This window comes from Leifsonia sp. NPDC014704 (assembly GCF_043083605.1).
Lineage (GTDB): Bacteria > Actinomycetota > Actinomycetes > Actinomycetales > Microbacteriaceae > Leifsonia.
Map to the genome: position 1 here is coordinate 663,501 of NZ_JBIBYW010000001.1, position 12,962 is coordinate 676,462.

13 protein-coding genes and 1 tRNA gene are annotated in these 12,962 nt (G+C 69.1%); 10 read left to right on the forward strand and 4 right to left on the reverse strand.

What is annotated here, in order from left to right; translation table 11 throughout:
* Window positions 1-9 precede the first annotated feature (9 nt).
* Window positions 10-1,041, reverse strand: a complete 1,032-nt coding sequence (locus ACF1AJ_RS03260) for an LLM class flavin-dependent oxidoreductase (RefSeq protein WP_391506098.1) — start codon at window positions 1,039-1,041, stop codon at window positions 10-12.
* Between the two features lie 97 nt (window positions 1,042-1,138).
* Between ACF1AJ_RS03260 and ACF1AJ_RS03265 the strand changes: the two genes are divergently transcribed.
* The gene (locus tag ACF1AJ_RS03265; RefSeq protein WP_391507428.1) at window positions 1,139-1,915 is read left to right on the forward strand and encodes a hydrolase; all 777 of its coding nucleotides are present in this window, start codon (window positions 1,139-1,141) and stop codon (window positions 1,913-1,915) included.
* A gap of 41 nt (window positions 1,916-1,956) precedes the next feature.
* Here ACF1AJ_RS03265 and ACF1AJ_RS03270 read toward each other — a convergent pair whose 3' ends face one another.
* The gene (locus ACF1AJ_RS03270) at window positions 1,957-2,280 is read right to left on the reverse strand and encodes a co-chaperone YbbN (RefSeq protein ID WP_020077522.1); all 324 of its coding nucleotides are present in this window, start codon (window positions 2,278-2,280) and stop codon (window positions 1,957-1,959) included.
* A gap of 84 nt (window positions 2,281-2,364) precedes the next feature.
* On the opposite strand from ACF1AJ_RS03270, the gene ACF1AJ_RS03275 reads away from it, so the two are divergent.
* Complete coding sequence (locus tag ACF1AJ_RS03275) at window positions 2,365-2,865, forward strand: FBP domain-containing protein (RefSeq protein ID WP_309859919.1); 501 nt, start codon at window positions 2,365-2,367, stop codon at window positions 2,863-2,865.
* A gap of 5 nt (window positions 2,866-2,870) precedes the next feature.
* On the opposite strand, the gene ACF1AJ_RS03280 is transcribed toward ACF1AJ_RS03275, so the two are convergent.
* Window positions 2,871-2,953: transfer RNA gene (locus ACF1AJ_RS03280), tRNA-Leu, on the reverse strand.
* 38 nt (window positions 2,954-2,991) lie between these two features.
* Here ACF1AJ_RS03280 and ACF1AJ_RS03285 point away from each other — a divergent pair.
* The gene (locus ACF1AJ_RS03285; protein WP_020077523.1) at window positions 2,992-3,597 is read left to right on the forward strand and encodes an ANTAR domain-containing response regulator; all 606 of its coding nucleotides are present in this window, start codon (window positions 2,992-2,994) and stop codon (window positions 3,595-3,597) included.
* A gap of 88 nt (window positions 3,598-3,685) precedes the next feature.
* Here the strand turns inward: ACF1AJ_RS03285 and ACF1AJ_RS03290 are convergent, their stop codons facing one another.
* A complete protein-coding gene (locus ACF1AJ_RS03290) occupies window positions 3,686-4,090 on the reverse strand; it encodes a hotdog fold thioesterase (RefSeq protein WP_391506099.1) in 405 nt (134 codons plus the stop codon).
* A 58-nt stretch (window positions 4,091-4,148) separates the two neighbouring features.
* Between ACF1AJ_RS03290 and polA the strand changes: the two genes are divergently transcribed.
* The 7 genes from polA to coaE all read left to right on the forward strand — a co-directional run bounded on the left by polA (window position 4,149) and on the right by coaE (window position 12,958).
* Entirely contained in the window at window positions 4,149-6,821 is a 2,673-nt protein-coding gene (gene polA / locus ACF1AJ_RS03295) for a DNA polymerase I (RefSeq protein WP_391506100.1), read from the forward strand.
* Between the two features lie 25 nt (window positions 6,822-6,846).
* On the forward strand, window positions 6,847-7,233 hold the full coding sequence (locus tag ACF1AJ_RS03300; RefSeq protein ID WP_391506101.1) for a hypothetical protein: 387 nt from the start codon (window positions 6,847-6,849) through the stop codon (window positions 7,231-7,233).
* 103 nt (window positions 7,234-7,336) lie between these two features.
* Window positions 7,337-9,010 (forward strand): DUF885 domain-containing protein, encoded by a 1,674-nt coding sequence (locus tag ACF1AJ_RS03305; RefSeq protein WP_354482202.1) that lies wholly within the window; start codon window positions 7,337-7,339, stop codon window positions 9,008-9,010.
* Window positions 9,011-9,029: 19 nt separating this feature from the next.
* The gene (locus tag ACF1AJ_RS03310) at window positions 9,030-9,719 is read left to right on the forward strand and encodes a DUF4166 domain-containing protein (RefSeq protein WP_391506102.1); all 690 of its coding nucleotides are present in this window, start codon (window positions 9,030-9,032) and stop codon (window positions 9,717-9,719) included.
* Window positions 9,716-10,699 (forward strand): epimerase, encoded by a 984-nt coding sequence (locus tag ACF1AJ_RS03315; protein ID WP_391506103.1) that lies wholly within the window; start codon window positions 9,716-9,718, stop codon window positions 10,697-10,699. The genes ACF1AJ_RS03310 and ACF1AJ_RS03315 overlap by 4 nt, the downstream gene beginning before the upstream one ends.
* A gap of 108 nt (window positions 10,700-10,807) precedes the next feature.
* Window positions 10,808-12,250, forward strand: a complete 1,443-nt coding sequence (gene rpsA / locus ACF1AJ_RS03320) for a 30S ribosomal protein S1 (RefSeq protein ID WP_309859905.1) — start codon at window positions 10,808-10,810, stop codon at window positions 12,248-12,250.
* 105 nt (window positions 12,251-12,355) lie between these two features.
* Entirely contained in the window at window positions 12,356-12,958 is a 603-nt protein-coding gene (gene coaE / locus ACF1AJ_RS03325; RefSeq protein WP_391506104.1) for a dephospho-CoA kinase, read from the forward strand.
* Window positions 12,959-12,962 lie beyond the last annotated feature (4 nt).

Below are 12,962 nucleotides of genomic sequence, written 5' to 3' on the forward strand. Positions count from 1 at the left end.
CTCGCTTCGTCAGTCGCGCCAGCCCAGCGCCGGCGCGATCTGGGTGACGATCGTCTCCAGCAGGTGGGCGTTGTACTCGACGCCCAGCTGATTCGGCACGGTCACCAGCAGCGTGTCCGCGTCGGCGACCGCGGCATCCTCGCGCAGCTCTTCCACGATCCGCTCCGGCTCGCCCACGTAGCTCTTGCCGAAGCGCGCCAGCCCGCCGTCGAGGTGGCCGACCTGGTCGTGACGGTCGGCGAGGGCGGAGGCGCCGAAGTAGCGACGGTCGAGGTCGGTCGTGATCGGCAGGATGCTGCGGCTGACCGACACGCGCGGCTGGCCCTCCCAGCCCGCGGCCTTCCACGCGTCGCGATACTGCTGCAGCTGCTCCGCCTGGAGGTCGGAGAACGGCACGCCGGTGTCCTCCGTCAGCAGCGTCGAGCTCATCAGGTTCATGCCCTGCTCGGCCGCCCACACGGCGGTCGCGCGTGTGCCCGCGCCCCACCAGATCCGGTCGGGGAGTCCGGGCGACTGCGGCTCGATCGCCAGCGCGCCGCGCTGTCCGCCCGTCATCGCCGGGTTCGCCTCGGCGACACCCGCGCCGGAGATGGCCGCGCGGAATAGCTCGGTGTGGCGCCGCGCCATGTCCGCATCCGACTCGCCCTCCGCGGGCACGTAGCCGAAGGACTCGGAGCCGCGCAGCGCGGTCTCGGGTGACCCGCGGCTGACGCCGAGCTGCAGCCGGCCGCCGGAGATCAGGTCGGCCGCCGCCGCGTCCTCGGCCATGTAGAGGGGGTTCTCGTAGCGCATGTCGATCACCGCGGTGCCGATGTCGATGCGCGACGTGCGCGCGCCGATCGCGGCGAGCAGCGGGAACGGCGACGCCAGCTGCGGCGCGAAGTGGTGCACGCGGAAGAAGGCGCCGTCGGCCCCCAGCTCCTCTGCGGCGACGGCCAGGTCGATCGCCTGATGGAGGGCGTCCGCGGCGGTGCGCGACACGGAGCCGGGGATGGGCTGGTAGTGCCCGAAGCTGAGGAACCCGATGCGTTTCACATCCACTCCAATCGGTCCTGGTCGCAGCCTATTCCGTCGGGCTAGAGTCCCGGATGTGGCGGAGTGGCTGTGTGCGACCTGTGCCGTGGAGACGGCGCCTGTGATGACGGCGTCGGGGGAGGAGCCCCCGGAGCGCTGCCCGATCTGCGAGGACGAGCGGCAGTACGTGCCGCCGACCGGGCAGGAGTGGACGACGCTGCAGCGGTTGCAGCGCGAGGGCGAGCGCGTCGTCGTCGTCGAACTGGAGCCCGACCTGTACGGGCTGCGCAGCGAGCCGAAGGTCGGGATCGGGCAGCAGGGCATCCTGCTGCGCACCCCCGACGGCAACCTGCTTTGGGACCCGCCCGGCTTCGTCGACGAGGCGGCGGCAGCCGCCGTCCAGGACCTCGGCGGGGTCGCGGTCATCGCGACCAGCCACCCGCACATGTTCGGCGCGCAGGTGACGTGGTCGAGGATGCTCGGCGACCCGCCGGTGCTGGTCAACGCGGCCGACCGCCACTGGGTGCAGCGGGAGGACCCGGCCATCCAGTCGTGGACCGGCGAGGAAGAGGTGCTCCCCGGCGTCCTGCTGCGGACGATCGGCGGCCACTTCCCGGGGAGCGCGGTCGTGCACTGGGACCGCGGGGTCGTGCTCAGCGGCGACACGGTGTTCCCCGGGCCGTCGCAGCGGTGGGTGACCTTCCAGCGCAGCTTCCCCAACGACATCCCCCTGTCGGCCGCCGTCGTCCGGCGGATCGCCGACACGGTCGGCGACCGGCCGTTCGAGCGGATGTACGGCAACCTCGGCAACGTCATCCCGCGGGATGCGCGCGAAGCGGTGCTGCGATCGGCCGACCGCTACATCGGGTGGGTGAGCGGGGCGTTCGACCACCTCACCTGACGCTCCCGCTCGCGGCGGGTCGGCGGCGGGTCGGCGTCCGGTCACAGGAAGGGAGCGAGCTCCATCTCCATCGCGGGCTTCGGCTTGGCCCCGATGATCGTCTTCACCACCTCGCCGTCGCGGAACACCTTCATCACCGGCAGCGCGAGCGCCTTGTAGGCGACCGTGCTCTCCATGTTCTCGTCCGCGTTGATCTTGACGATGCGGATGCGGTCGGCGTGCTCCTCCTGCAGCTGCTGCAGGATGGGGCTCAGCGCCCGGCACGGACCGCACCATTCCGCCCAGAACTCGACGACGGTGGTGCCCGGGGCGGCGAGCACGGCCTCCTGGAAAGTGGCGTCGGTGACGCTCTCGATCGTGGTCATGCGAGCACGCTAAGCCCTGACCACGAGGGCAGGGTCAAGTGGTGCTTCCCCGATCCTGTGCGAGCATTGGAGGAGGAGGTGCGCATGGAGATCCTGAGCCCGCAGCAGATCCGCGAGTCGTTCGTCAACTGCTCCCGCAGCGAAGCAGAAGAGCTTCCGCTTCCACCGGGGCTGCACGAGGTGGATTGGGCCAGACGCGAGTACCTCGGCTGGCGCGACCCGCGGCTCCCGCAGCGCGGGTTCGTGGTCATTCCGACGGCGGACGGACCGGTCGGGATCGTGCTCCGCGCTTCTGAGGCCTCCATGCGGTCACATGTGCCGTCGATGTGCGGCTGGTGCCAGGACGTGCACCTCACCAACGACGTGTGGTTCTGGTCGGCACGCCGCGCCGGCCAGCCGGGCCGCAACGGCGACACCGTGGGGACGCACGTCTGCGGCGCCTTCGAGTGCAGCGCCAACGTGCGGCGCACCCCGCCGCCGTCGTACGTGGGATTCGACGCCGACCAGGTGGTCGAGGACCGCATCGCCGGCCTCGCCGAGCGCGCCCGGCGGTTCGCCGCGACCGTGGTCGGCGCCCGCATCTGAAGTCGTGCCGCTGGTGGGACTCGAACCCACACGCCCTTTCGGACAAAGCATTTTGAGTGCTCCGCGTCTGCCATTCCGCCACAGCGGCGCACAACAACCCCTGAAGAATACCGTAGGCTTTCGGACGTGACTGACCAGGAATCCACCACCACCGCACCCCGCCGCGTCGTCGTGGCGGAGGACGAATCGCTCATCCGCCTCGACATCGTCGAGATCCTGCGCGACAACGGTTTCGAGGTCGTCGGAGAGGCCGGAGACGGCGAGACGGCGGTCGCCCTCGCGACCGAGCTGCGGCCCGACCTGGTCATCATGGACGTCAAGATGCCGCAGCTCGACGGCATCTCCGCGGCCGAGCGCCTGTCGAAGGACCACATCGCGCCCGTCGTGCTGCTGACCGCGTTCAGCCAGAAGGAGCTCGTCGAGCGGGCGACCGAGGCCGGTGCGCTCGCCTACGTGGTGAAGCCGTTCACGCCGAACGACCTGCTGCCCGCCATCGAGATCGCTCTCGCGCGCTACCAGCAGATCATCGCGCTCGAGGCCGAGGTCTCCGACATGGTGCAGCGCTTCGAGACCCGCAAGCTGGTCGACCGCGCGAAGGGCCTCCTCAACGAGAAGATGGGCCTCAGCGAGCCGGAGGCGTTCCGCTGGATCCAGAAGGCGTCGATGGACCGCCGCCTCACCATGCACGATGTCGCGCAGGCGATCATCGAGCAGCTCGCGCCCAAGAAGTAGTCGCCCCCCTGGGCACGATTTGCGCCAAATCTCGGTTATGCGGGCTCGATAACGACTATTTGGCGCAAATCTTCAGCGCTGGGGTTCGCTAGAGGTCTTTGATCAGGTTCGTGATGCGGATCGTGGAGCAGCGGCGGCCGCGGTCGTCGGTGACCGCGATCTCGTGCGTCGTCAGCGTCCTGCCCAGGTGGATGGGCGTGCACACGCCGGTCACGTAGCCGCTCGTCGCCGAGCGGGTGTGCGACGCGTTGATCTCGATCCCGACCGCCAGGCGTCCCTCGCCGGCGTAGAGGTTGGCCGACATCGAACCGAGCGACTCGCCGAGGACGACGTACGCGCCGCCGTGCAGGAGATCCGCGGGCTGGGTGTTCCCCTCGACCGGCATGCGGGCGACGGAGCGCTCGATGCTGAACTCGATGATCTCGATCCCCATCTTCTCGGCCAGCCGGCCGAGCCCCCTCTGCTGCACGTACGCGAGCGCGTCTTCGGTCATCTTCGGCCTCTCTCGACGGGTCGTCTGGACTGTCACCGGCCCCTTGTAGGCTGTCCTGGTGTCAGACTCCGAAAAGCCTACCCTCCTCGTCGTCGACGGCCATTCGCTCGCTTTCCGGGCCTTCTACGCACTCCCGGTGGACAGCTTCGTCAACCGTGAGGGTCAGCACACCAACGCGATCCACGGCTTCATCGCGATGTTCATCAACCTGCTCCAGCAGCAGAAGCCGACCCACCTCGCGGTAGCGTTCGACATCTCCCGCTACTCGTTCCGCACGCGCGAATATCCGGAGTACAAGGGCACCCGCGGCGAGACGCCGTCGGAGTTCGCCGGCCAGGTCCCGCTGCTCGAAGAGGCGCTCCACGCGATGAACGTCACGACCATCGCGAAGGAGGACTACGAGGCCGACGACATCCTCGCCACGCTCGCCCGCCGCGGTGTGGAGGAGGGCTACAAGGTCCTCCTCGTCTCGGGCGACCGCGACACCATCCAGCTGGTCAACGACGACGTGACGCTGTTGTACCCGAACGTGCGCGGAGTCTCCGAACTGAAGGTCTACGACCCCGCTGCCGTGCGCGAGAAGTACGGCATCGAGCCGCACCAGTACCCCGAGATCGCCGCCCTGGTGGGCGAGACGAGCGACAACCTGATCGGCATCGACAAGGTCGGCGAGAAGACCGCGGTCAAGTGGGTGCAGCAGTACGGCACGGTCGAGAACATCGTCGCGCACGCCGACGAGATCAAGGGCGTCGTCGGGCAGAACCTGCGCGACCAGAAGGAGAACGCTCTCCGCAACCGTAGGCTTAACCAGCTGCTCGACGACGTCGAGCTGCCGATCGCGCTCGACGACCTGGAGCGCAAACCCCTCAACGAGAACGCGGTGCGCGACATCTTCGCCCGGCTGCAGTTCAAGACCCTCCTCGACCGCCTGATGAAGATCGCGGGGGAGGAGGGGATGCTCGACGGCGCTCTCTCCGTCGCCGACGTGGGCGACGCCGGTGCGGTGAGCGCGCCGGCCGTGCGCACGATGGTCGACGAGGAGCTGGCGAACTGGCTGTCGAAGGCCTCGGCCGACGACACGGCGATCGCCGTCCAGCTCGAGGTCGGTCCTGCCGGCATCACGGGATTCGGCCTCGCCGCGGCCGACGACACGGTGTACGTGCCGTGGGTCGCCGGCCGCAAAGACTACGAAGCGCTCGAGCAGTGGCTGGCGTGCAGCGCGCCCAAATATTTCTTCCACGCGAAGCCCCAGTTCAAGGCGCTGAGCCGTGCCGGCTTCGTGGTCGACGGCCTGGCGTTCGACACCCGGATCGCCTCCTGGCTCGTGAAGCCCGGCGCCGCGCCGCAGTCCCTGGCGGAGCAGGTGTACGAGGTGCTCGGCGAGACCCTGCCGGTCTCCGACCCGAACCAGCTCGTCCCGATCAACGACGCCGTGAGCCCCGCGACCGAGGCCTGGTACATCCGCCGGGTCGCCGAGGGGCAGATGATCGCGCTCGACGAGGGCACGCGCGCCGTGCTCGACGATATCGAGCTGCCGCTCGTCGCCGTGCTCGCCGAGATGGAGCTGAACGGCGTCGCGATGGACTCCGAGGTGCTCGCACGCCTCCGCGGACAGCTGACCGACAAGGCCAACGACTACGCCGCGCAGGCGTACGCGCAGATCGGCCACGAGATCAACCTCGGCTCACCGAAGCAGCTCCAGCAGGTGCTGTTCGAGGAGCTCGGGATGCCGAAGACGCGGGCCACGAAGACCGGGTACTCGACCGACGCCGGCTCGCTCGCCGACCTGCAGGAGAAGAACCCGCATCCGTTCCTCGGGCTCCTGCTGCAGCACCGCGACGCCACGAAGCTCAAGCAGATCGTGGAGACGCTGGAGCGCTCGGTCGAGGTGGACGGCCGCATCCACACCACCTACGACCAGACCGGGACGAGCACCGGCCGCATCTCCTCGAACGACCCCAACCTGCAGAACATCCCGATCCGCACGGAGGAGGGCCGCGAGATCCGCTCGGCGTTCCGCCATGGCGAGGGCTTCGAGACGCTGCTCACCGCCGACTACTCGCAGATCGAGATGCGGATCATGGCGCACCTGTCGGAGGACCCGGGACTCATCGAGGCCTTCAACGCGGGGGAGGACCTGCACCGGTTCGTGGGCGCGCGCGTCTTCGGCGTCGACCCGTCCGAGGTGACGTCCGCGATGCGCACCAAGGTCAAGGCGATGTCGTACGGCCTCGCGTACGGCCTCAGCGCGTTCGGCCTCTCCAAGCAGCTGCGCATCGAGACCTCCGAGGCGCGGCAGCTGATGACCGACTACTTCGAGCGCTTCGGCGCGGTGCGCGACTACCTGCGCAACGTCGTCGAGCAGGCGCGCGTCGACGGCTTCACCGAGACGATCTTCGGCCGTCGCCGTCCGTTCGCCGACCTCACCTCCACCAACCGGGTGCTCCGCGAGAACGCGGAGCGGCAGGCGCTCAACGCGCCCATCCAGGGCTCCGCGGCCGACATCATGAAGGTCGCGATGCTCGGGATCGCGGGCGACATCATCGACCAGAGGCTCGAGTCGCGCATGCTGCTGCAGGTGCACGACGAGCTCATCTTCGAGGTGGCCCCCGGCGAGTGGGATGCGCTGGAGGCGATCGTGCGCGCCCGCATGGCCGGGGCGGCCGATCTCCGCGTACCGCTCGACGTGCAGGTGGGCCGCGGCTCCAACTGGGATGCCGCCGCGCACTGATCGCCGCGGGGCGTAGTCTCCGGACGTGAGCGAGCTGGAGCCGCGGAAGCGCCGGAAGAAGGCGGTCGTTCCGCGGCGCATCCCGAGCGAGGTCCTTCCCGTGCCTCCGGCGCAGGCGCGCGACTTCGTCCGCGACGCGTTGAAGGGCACGAGTCTGCGGGACCCGTTCGCGCAGCTGCTCTCGCTCGCGCTCGTCTTCGAGCAGCGTGTCCGCTTCGTGCCGGTGGACGAGACGCACACGCGGTTCGAGTTCGACGCGGTGGGCCAGATTTCCGGGGCTGATGTGCTGATGTACACGCGTCGTCTGGGCGAGATCGACCGCTTCTTCGTCGCCCTGCACGATGAGCTCGACCGTCGGGAGCGGCATCATCGCCCCGACACAGTCGACGGGCCCATCGACGAGGCTCACTGAACGCCACCCGGTGGGATGTGCCCACAGGTCGCGGCGACAGCGAGTTGTCCCCAATCGCGGTCACACCGTGCCGGGGTCGCCGCCTCCTGGGTAGGGTCGGATCATGACCAACGATCAGAAGCGCGAACCCACTCCGGTCGACACGATCGCCGAGGAGTGGGTCGACACCCAGCTCGAGTTGTACCCGGAGTTCCACGTCTGGCTCGGTCGCCCCGGCCGCGAGGGGGAGTACGCCGATTACTCGCCGGCCGGCGCCGAGCACGCCATCGGCAAAGTCCGCGAGACCCTCGCCCGCATCGAAGCGGCCGAACCGGTCGACGACATCGACCGGGTCACGAAGATGGATCTTACGCGTGAGCTGCAGCTCACGGTCGAGAAGCACGAGGCGGGCTTCGCCCAGCGCGACCTCAACGTCATCGCATCGCCGCCGCAGGAGCTGCGAGACATCTTTGACCTGGTGCCGACAGACACGGAGGACGACTGGGCCAACGTCGCCAAGCGCCTCCACAATCTGCCCGCCGCGATGGACGGCTACATCGAGACCCTGCGCAGCGGCATCGCAGCGGGAAACGTTCCGGCCATCCGCCAGGTGCGCGAGGTGCTCGCGCAGGCGCGGAAGCAGGTGGCCGACACGGGCTTCTTCTATGAGTTCACCGCCGACGCGAAGCCCCTGAACGGCACGCTTCCCGAGTCGCTGAAGGGCGATCTGGCGGATGGCGCGAAGGAGGCCGCACAGGCGTACGCCACGCTGGCCGACTTCTTCGAGAACGAGCTGGCCCAGCACGCCCCCGAGAAGGACGCCGTAGGCCGAGAGCTCTACGCGCTCGCCTCGCGGAGCTTCCTCGGCGCCACCGTCGACCTCGACGAGACGTACGAGTGGGGCATCGAAGAGCTCGCGCGCATGCGCGCCGAGCAGGAGTCGATCGCGCGCGAGATCAAGCCGGGAGCGACGGTCCTCGAGGCGATCGAGTTCCTCGACGGCGACGCGAGCCGCAAGCTGCACGGGACCGACGCGCTGCAGCGCTGGATGCAGGAGACGAGCGACCGAGCCATCGAAGAGCTCGGCAAGTCGCACTTCGACATCCCCGCCGAGATCCGTCGTCTCGAGTGCATGATCGCGCCGACGCAGGAAGGCGGCATCTATTACACCGGTCCGAGCGACGACTTCTCGCGCGCGGGGCGGATGTGGTGGAGCGTCCCCGAGGGCGTGACCGAGTTCGACACCTGGCGTGAGCTGACGACCGTCTATCACGAGGGCGTTCCCGGCCACCACCTGCAGATCGCGCAGGCGACCTACAACAAGGCGCAGCTCAACTCGTGGCGTCGCATCGCCGGCACCTCGGGGCACGCGGAGGGCTGGGCGCTGTACGCCGAGCGGCTGATGGAGCAGCTGGGCTACCTCGACGACCCGGCCGACCGGCTCGGGATGCTCGACGGGCAGCGCATGCGCGCGGCGCGCGTCGTGCTCGACATCGGTGTGCACCTCGAGAAGCCGCTGCCGGACGGCTCGCGTCCGTGGACCGGAGAGGACGCCTTCCCGTTCCTTCGCGAGAACGTCAACATGAACGACGGGTTCGTCCGCTTCGAGGTGAACCGCTATCTGGGGTGGCCCGGGCAGGCTCCGTCGTACAAGATCGGTCAGCGCATCTGGGAGCAGCTGCGCGACGAGTACGCCCGCCGCGAGGGTGCGTCGTTCGACATCAAGGCGTTCCACAAGAAGGCCCTCGACATCGGCGGCGTCGGCCTCGACACGCTGAAGGCCGCGCTGCTCGACTGAGCGGCGCATCCTTCCACCGGTGACCTCCCCGTACCGCGCCGTGCTGGGCGCGGCGTTCGACGACCTGCATCCGCGATTGCGGGCGTACTTCGACGCCATCCCGGTCGGCGCGGTCGGGAGGGGGAGCGGCGTGTTCGAGACGGTGGGCACGCCGCGCCGGTGGCTGTGGCCGGTACTGGCGGTGTTCGCCCGGTCGCACGTCATGTTCCCGGTGTGGGAGCGTGAGGTGCCCTTCACCGTCGAGAACCGCGCGGTCACAGCGTTCGACGGTTCGTCGGCCGTCGCGGCGACGCGACGGTTCGCACTCCGGTCCGGTGCGGCGACCATGGTGGACGAGATCGGCGTCCGCCGGGGAGCGGTGATCGACCGGCTCGGCGATCCGGCGCGAGCAGAGGCGCGGTTCGCCGCCACCGTACGGGACGGCGGACTCCGGCTGCGCTCCACCGCCGTCTGGCTGGTGCTCGGAGGGCGGCGCCTGCGCATCCCGAACCCGCTCGCTCCGACCGTCGTCCTCACCGAGCGGTGGGACGACCAGTACGAGCACCAGCGGGTCTCGATCACCGTGCACGTGCCGTTGATCGGGCGGATCTACCAGTACCGCGGCCGGTTCCGCTACGCGATCGAACCGGGCGGTCCGGCGGCGCAGACACACGCATCGCGGAACACAGAAGCACCAGAGAAGAGAGAAACGGGGGAGCGGTCGGAGTGAACGAGCGCATCGTCATTGCCGGGGCATCCGGATTCGTCGGGCAGTACCTGGAGGAGCACTACCGCTCCGCGGGCGCGGAGGTCATCCTGGTCGGCCGCAGCGGCCCCGACGTGCGCTGGGACGACGCCGACGGCCTGCGCAGGGCGGTCACTGGTGCGACGGCCGTGATCAACCTCGCGGGCAAGAGCGTGAACTGCCGCTACGGCGATGCCAACCGGGCCGAGATCTTCCGCTCCCGGCTCGCCACCACCCGGGCGGTGCGGGAGGCGATCGCCGCGAGCGACGCGCCGCCGCCGGTCTGGTTCAACGCCTCCACGGCGACCATCTACCGCCACGCGGAAGACCGCCCGATGACCGAGTCCACCGGCGAGCTGGGCTCCGGCTTCTCGGTCGAGGTCGCGAAGGCCTGGGAGCACGAGCTCTTCGAGGGAGACCTCCCGGGCACCCGACGTGTCGCGCTGCGCATGGCCATCGTCCTCGGTGACGGCAGCGCGCTCACACCGCTCGTCAACCTCACCCGGTTCGGGCTGGGAGGCCCCCAGGTGGACGGCCGCTGGTTCGCCACGACCGCACGCCGGAACGCAGGAACGTTCCACGAGTTCCGGGCGCGCGGCGGACGCCAGCGATTCAGCTGGGTGCACATCGCCGACGTGCTCGGCGCGATCGAGTTCCTGCGCGGCCGGCCCGACCTCGACGGACCGGTCAACATCGCGGCGCCGCACCCCACCGACAACCGCACGCTGATGGCGGAGCTGCGCCGTCTGCTGGGCCGTCCCATCGGTCTCCCGGCCCACCGGTGGATGCTCGAACTCGGCTCGATCGCGATCCGCACGGAGACCGAACTGGTGCTGAAGAGCCGCTGGGTCGTGCCCGAACGGCTGCTCGACGCCGGCTACGGATTCGCCTACCCCGACCTCGGGCCGGCGCTGCGCGACATCCTCTCCGACCGCGGCTTGCTGCACGCCTCCGCGGCCGGGTAGACTAGAACGTCACTTGTGTGACATCCCTATCCGCCTGCCGTTCGCGGAAACACATCAGAAGAACAACGCGACCGGCCTGATTCCTGTCCATTACGGAGCACCCACTACATGACAACCGCAACGACCGACAAGGCACCCAAGCAGGTCGCCGTCAACGACATCGGATCTGCTGAGGACTTTCTTGCCGCGGTCGAAAAGACGCTGAAGTTCTTCAACGACGGAGACCTCATCGAAGGCACCGTCGTCAAGATCGACCGCGACGAGGTCCTCCTCGACGTCGGTTACAAGACGGAGGGCGTCATCCCCTCCCGTGAGCTTTCCATCAAGCACGACGTCGACCCCAGCGAGGTCGTCGAGGTCGGCGACACCGTCGAGGCCCTCGTTCTCCAGAAGGAGGACAAGGAGGGTCGCCTCATCCTGTCCAAGAAGCGTGCGCAGTACGAGCGCGCCTGGGGCGATGTGGAGAAGATCAAGGAGGCCGACGGTGTCGTCACCGGTACGGTCATCGAGGTCGTCAAGGGCGGCCTGATCGTCGACATCGGCCTGCGCGGCTTCCTGCCCGCGTCGCTCATCGAGCTGCGCCGCGTCCGCGACCTCACCCCGTACCTGGGTCAGGAGATCGAGGCCAAGATCCTCGAGCTCGACAAGAACCGCAACAACGTGGTGCTCTCGCGCCGCGCGCTGCTGGAGCAGACCCAGTCGGAGTCCCGCACCACGTTCCTCAACAACCTGCACAAGGGCCAGGTCCGCAAGGGCGTCGTCTCGTCGATCGTCAACTTCGGTGCGTTCGTCGACCTCGGCGGCGTCGACGGTCTCGTCCACGTGTCGGAGCTCTCCTGGAAGCACATCGAGCACGCCTCCGAGGTGGTGGAGGTGGGCCAGGAGGTCACCGTCGAGATCCTCGAGGTCGACCTCGACCGCGAGCGCGTCTCGCTGTCGCTCAAGGCGACGCAGGAGGACCCGTGGCAGGTCTTCGCCCGCACCCACGCGATCGGTCAGGTCGCACCGGGCAAGGTCACCAAGCTGGTTCCGTTCGGCGCGTTCGTCCGCGTCGCCGATGGCATCGAGGGCCTCGTGCACATCTCGGAGCTGTCCGGCAAGCACGTCGAGCTGGCCGAGCAGGTCGTGTCGGTGGGCGACGAGGTGTTCGTCAAGGTCATCGACATCGACCTGGAGCGCCGCCGCATCTCGCTGTCGCTCAAGCAGGCGAACGAGGGCGTCGACCCCGAGGGCACCGAGTTCGACCCGGCGCTCTACGGCATGGTCACCGAGTACGACGAGCAGGGCAACTACAAGTACCCGGAGGGCTTCGACCCGGAGACCAACGAGTGGAAGGAAGGCTTCGAGTCGCAGCGCGACGAGTGGGAGCAGCAGTACGCTGCCGCCCAGGCTCGTTGGGAGGCGCACAAGCGCCAGGTTGCGAAGGGCCTCGAGGAGGCTGCCGCCGACAGCGGCACGTCGACCTACTCCTCCGACTCCGGTGCCGGTGGAACGCTCGCCGACGACGAGTCGCTCGCGGCACTGCGCGAGAAGCTCAGCTCCAACTCCTGAGTATCTGAGTACGAGCGGCCGGTCCTTCGGGGCCGGCCGCTTCGTCGTTCCCGGGAGGTCCCGCCGAGTGCCGCGGTTGCGCAGCGTCGTGGCTAGGCTGAGCAGGTGCAGCTGATCGGACTCACGGGCGGGATCGCGTCCGGAAAATCGACCATCGCCTCCCGTCTCGCCTCCCACGGCGCCGTCGTGGTGGATGCCGACCGGATCGCCCGCGAGGTGGTGGAGCCAGGAACCCCGGCCCTGGCGGAGATCGCCCGCCGCTTCGGCGACGGCGTCATCGCACCGGACGGCAGCCTTGACCGTCCTGCTCTCGGGGCGATCGTCTTCGGTGACTCGGAGGCACTGCACGCTCTCAACGGAATCACTCACCCGGCCGTCCTCCGGGAGTCGACGGCACGGTTCCGGGCGGCCGCCGACCGCGACCCCGACGCCATCGTCGTCTACGACGTCCCCCTGCTGGTCGAGTCAGCCAACGAGTACCCGTTCGACCGCGTGGTCGTCGCCCACGCCGACGAGCAGACCCGAATCTCCCGGCTGGTGGAGCTGCGGGGGATGGATCGGGGCGAGGCCGAGCGCCGCATCCGCTCCCAGGCGTCCGACGCCGAGCGGCTGGCCGTCGCCGACGTCGTGATCGAGACCGGCGGAAGCCTGGAGCACACGCTCGAGCAGGTCGACGCCCTCTGGGAGGAGCTGCGCGCGCGGCCGTGACCCG

Excerpts from the sequence above, each read along its gene's own strand:
- rpsA (WP_309859905.1), top strand. The coding sequence starts at position 10,808 with ATGACAACCGCAACGACCGACAAGGCACCCAAGCAGGTCGCCGTCAAC.
- ACF1AJ_RS03290 (WP_391506099.1), bottom strand. The coding sequence starts at position 4,090 with ATGACCGAAGACGCGCTCGCGTACGTGCAGCAGAGGGGGCTCGGCCGG.
- ACF1AJ_RS03305 (WP_354482202.1), top strand. The coding sequence starts at position 7,337 with ATGACCAACGATCAGAAGCGCGAACCCACTCCGGTCGACACGATCGCC.
- ACF1AJ_RS03265 (WP_391507428.1), top strand. The coding sequence starts at position 1,139 with ATGACGGCGTCGGGGGAGGAGCCCCCGGAGCGCTGCCCGATCTGCGAG.
- ACF1AJ_RS03275 (WP_309859919.1), top strand. The coding sequence starts at position 2,365 with ATGGAGATCCTGAGCCCGCAGCAGATCCGCGAGTCGTTCGTCAACTGC.
- ACF1AJ_RS03270 (WP_020077522.1), bottom strand. The coding sequence starts at position 2,280 with ATGACCACGATCGAGAGCGTCACCGACGCCACTTTCCAGGAGGCCGTG.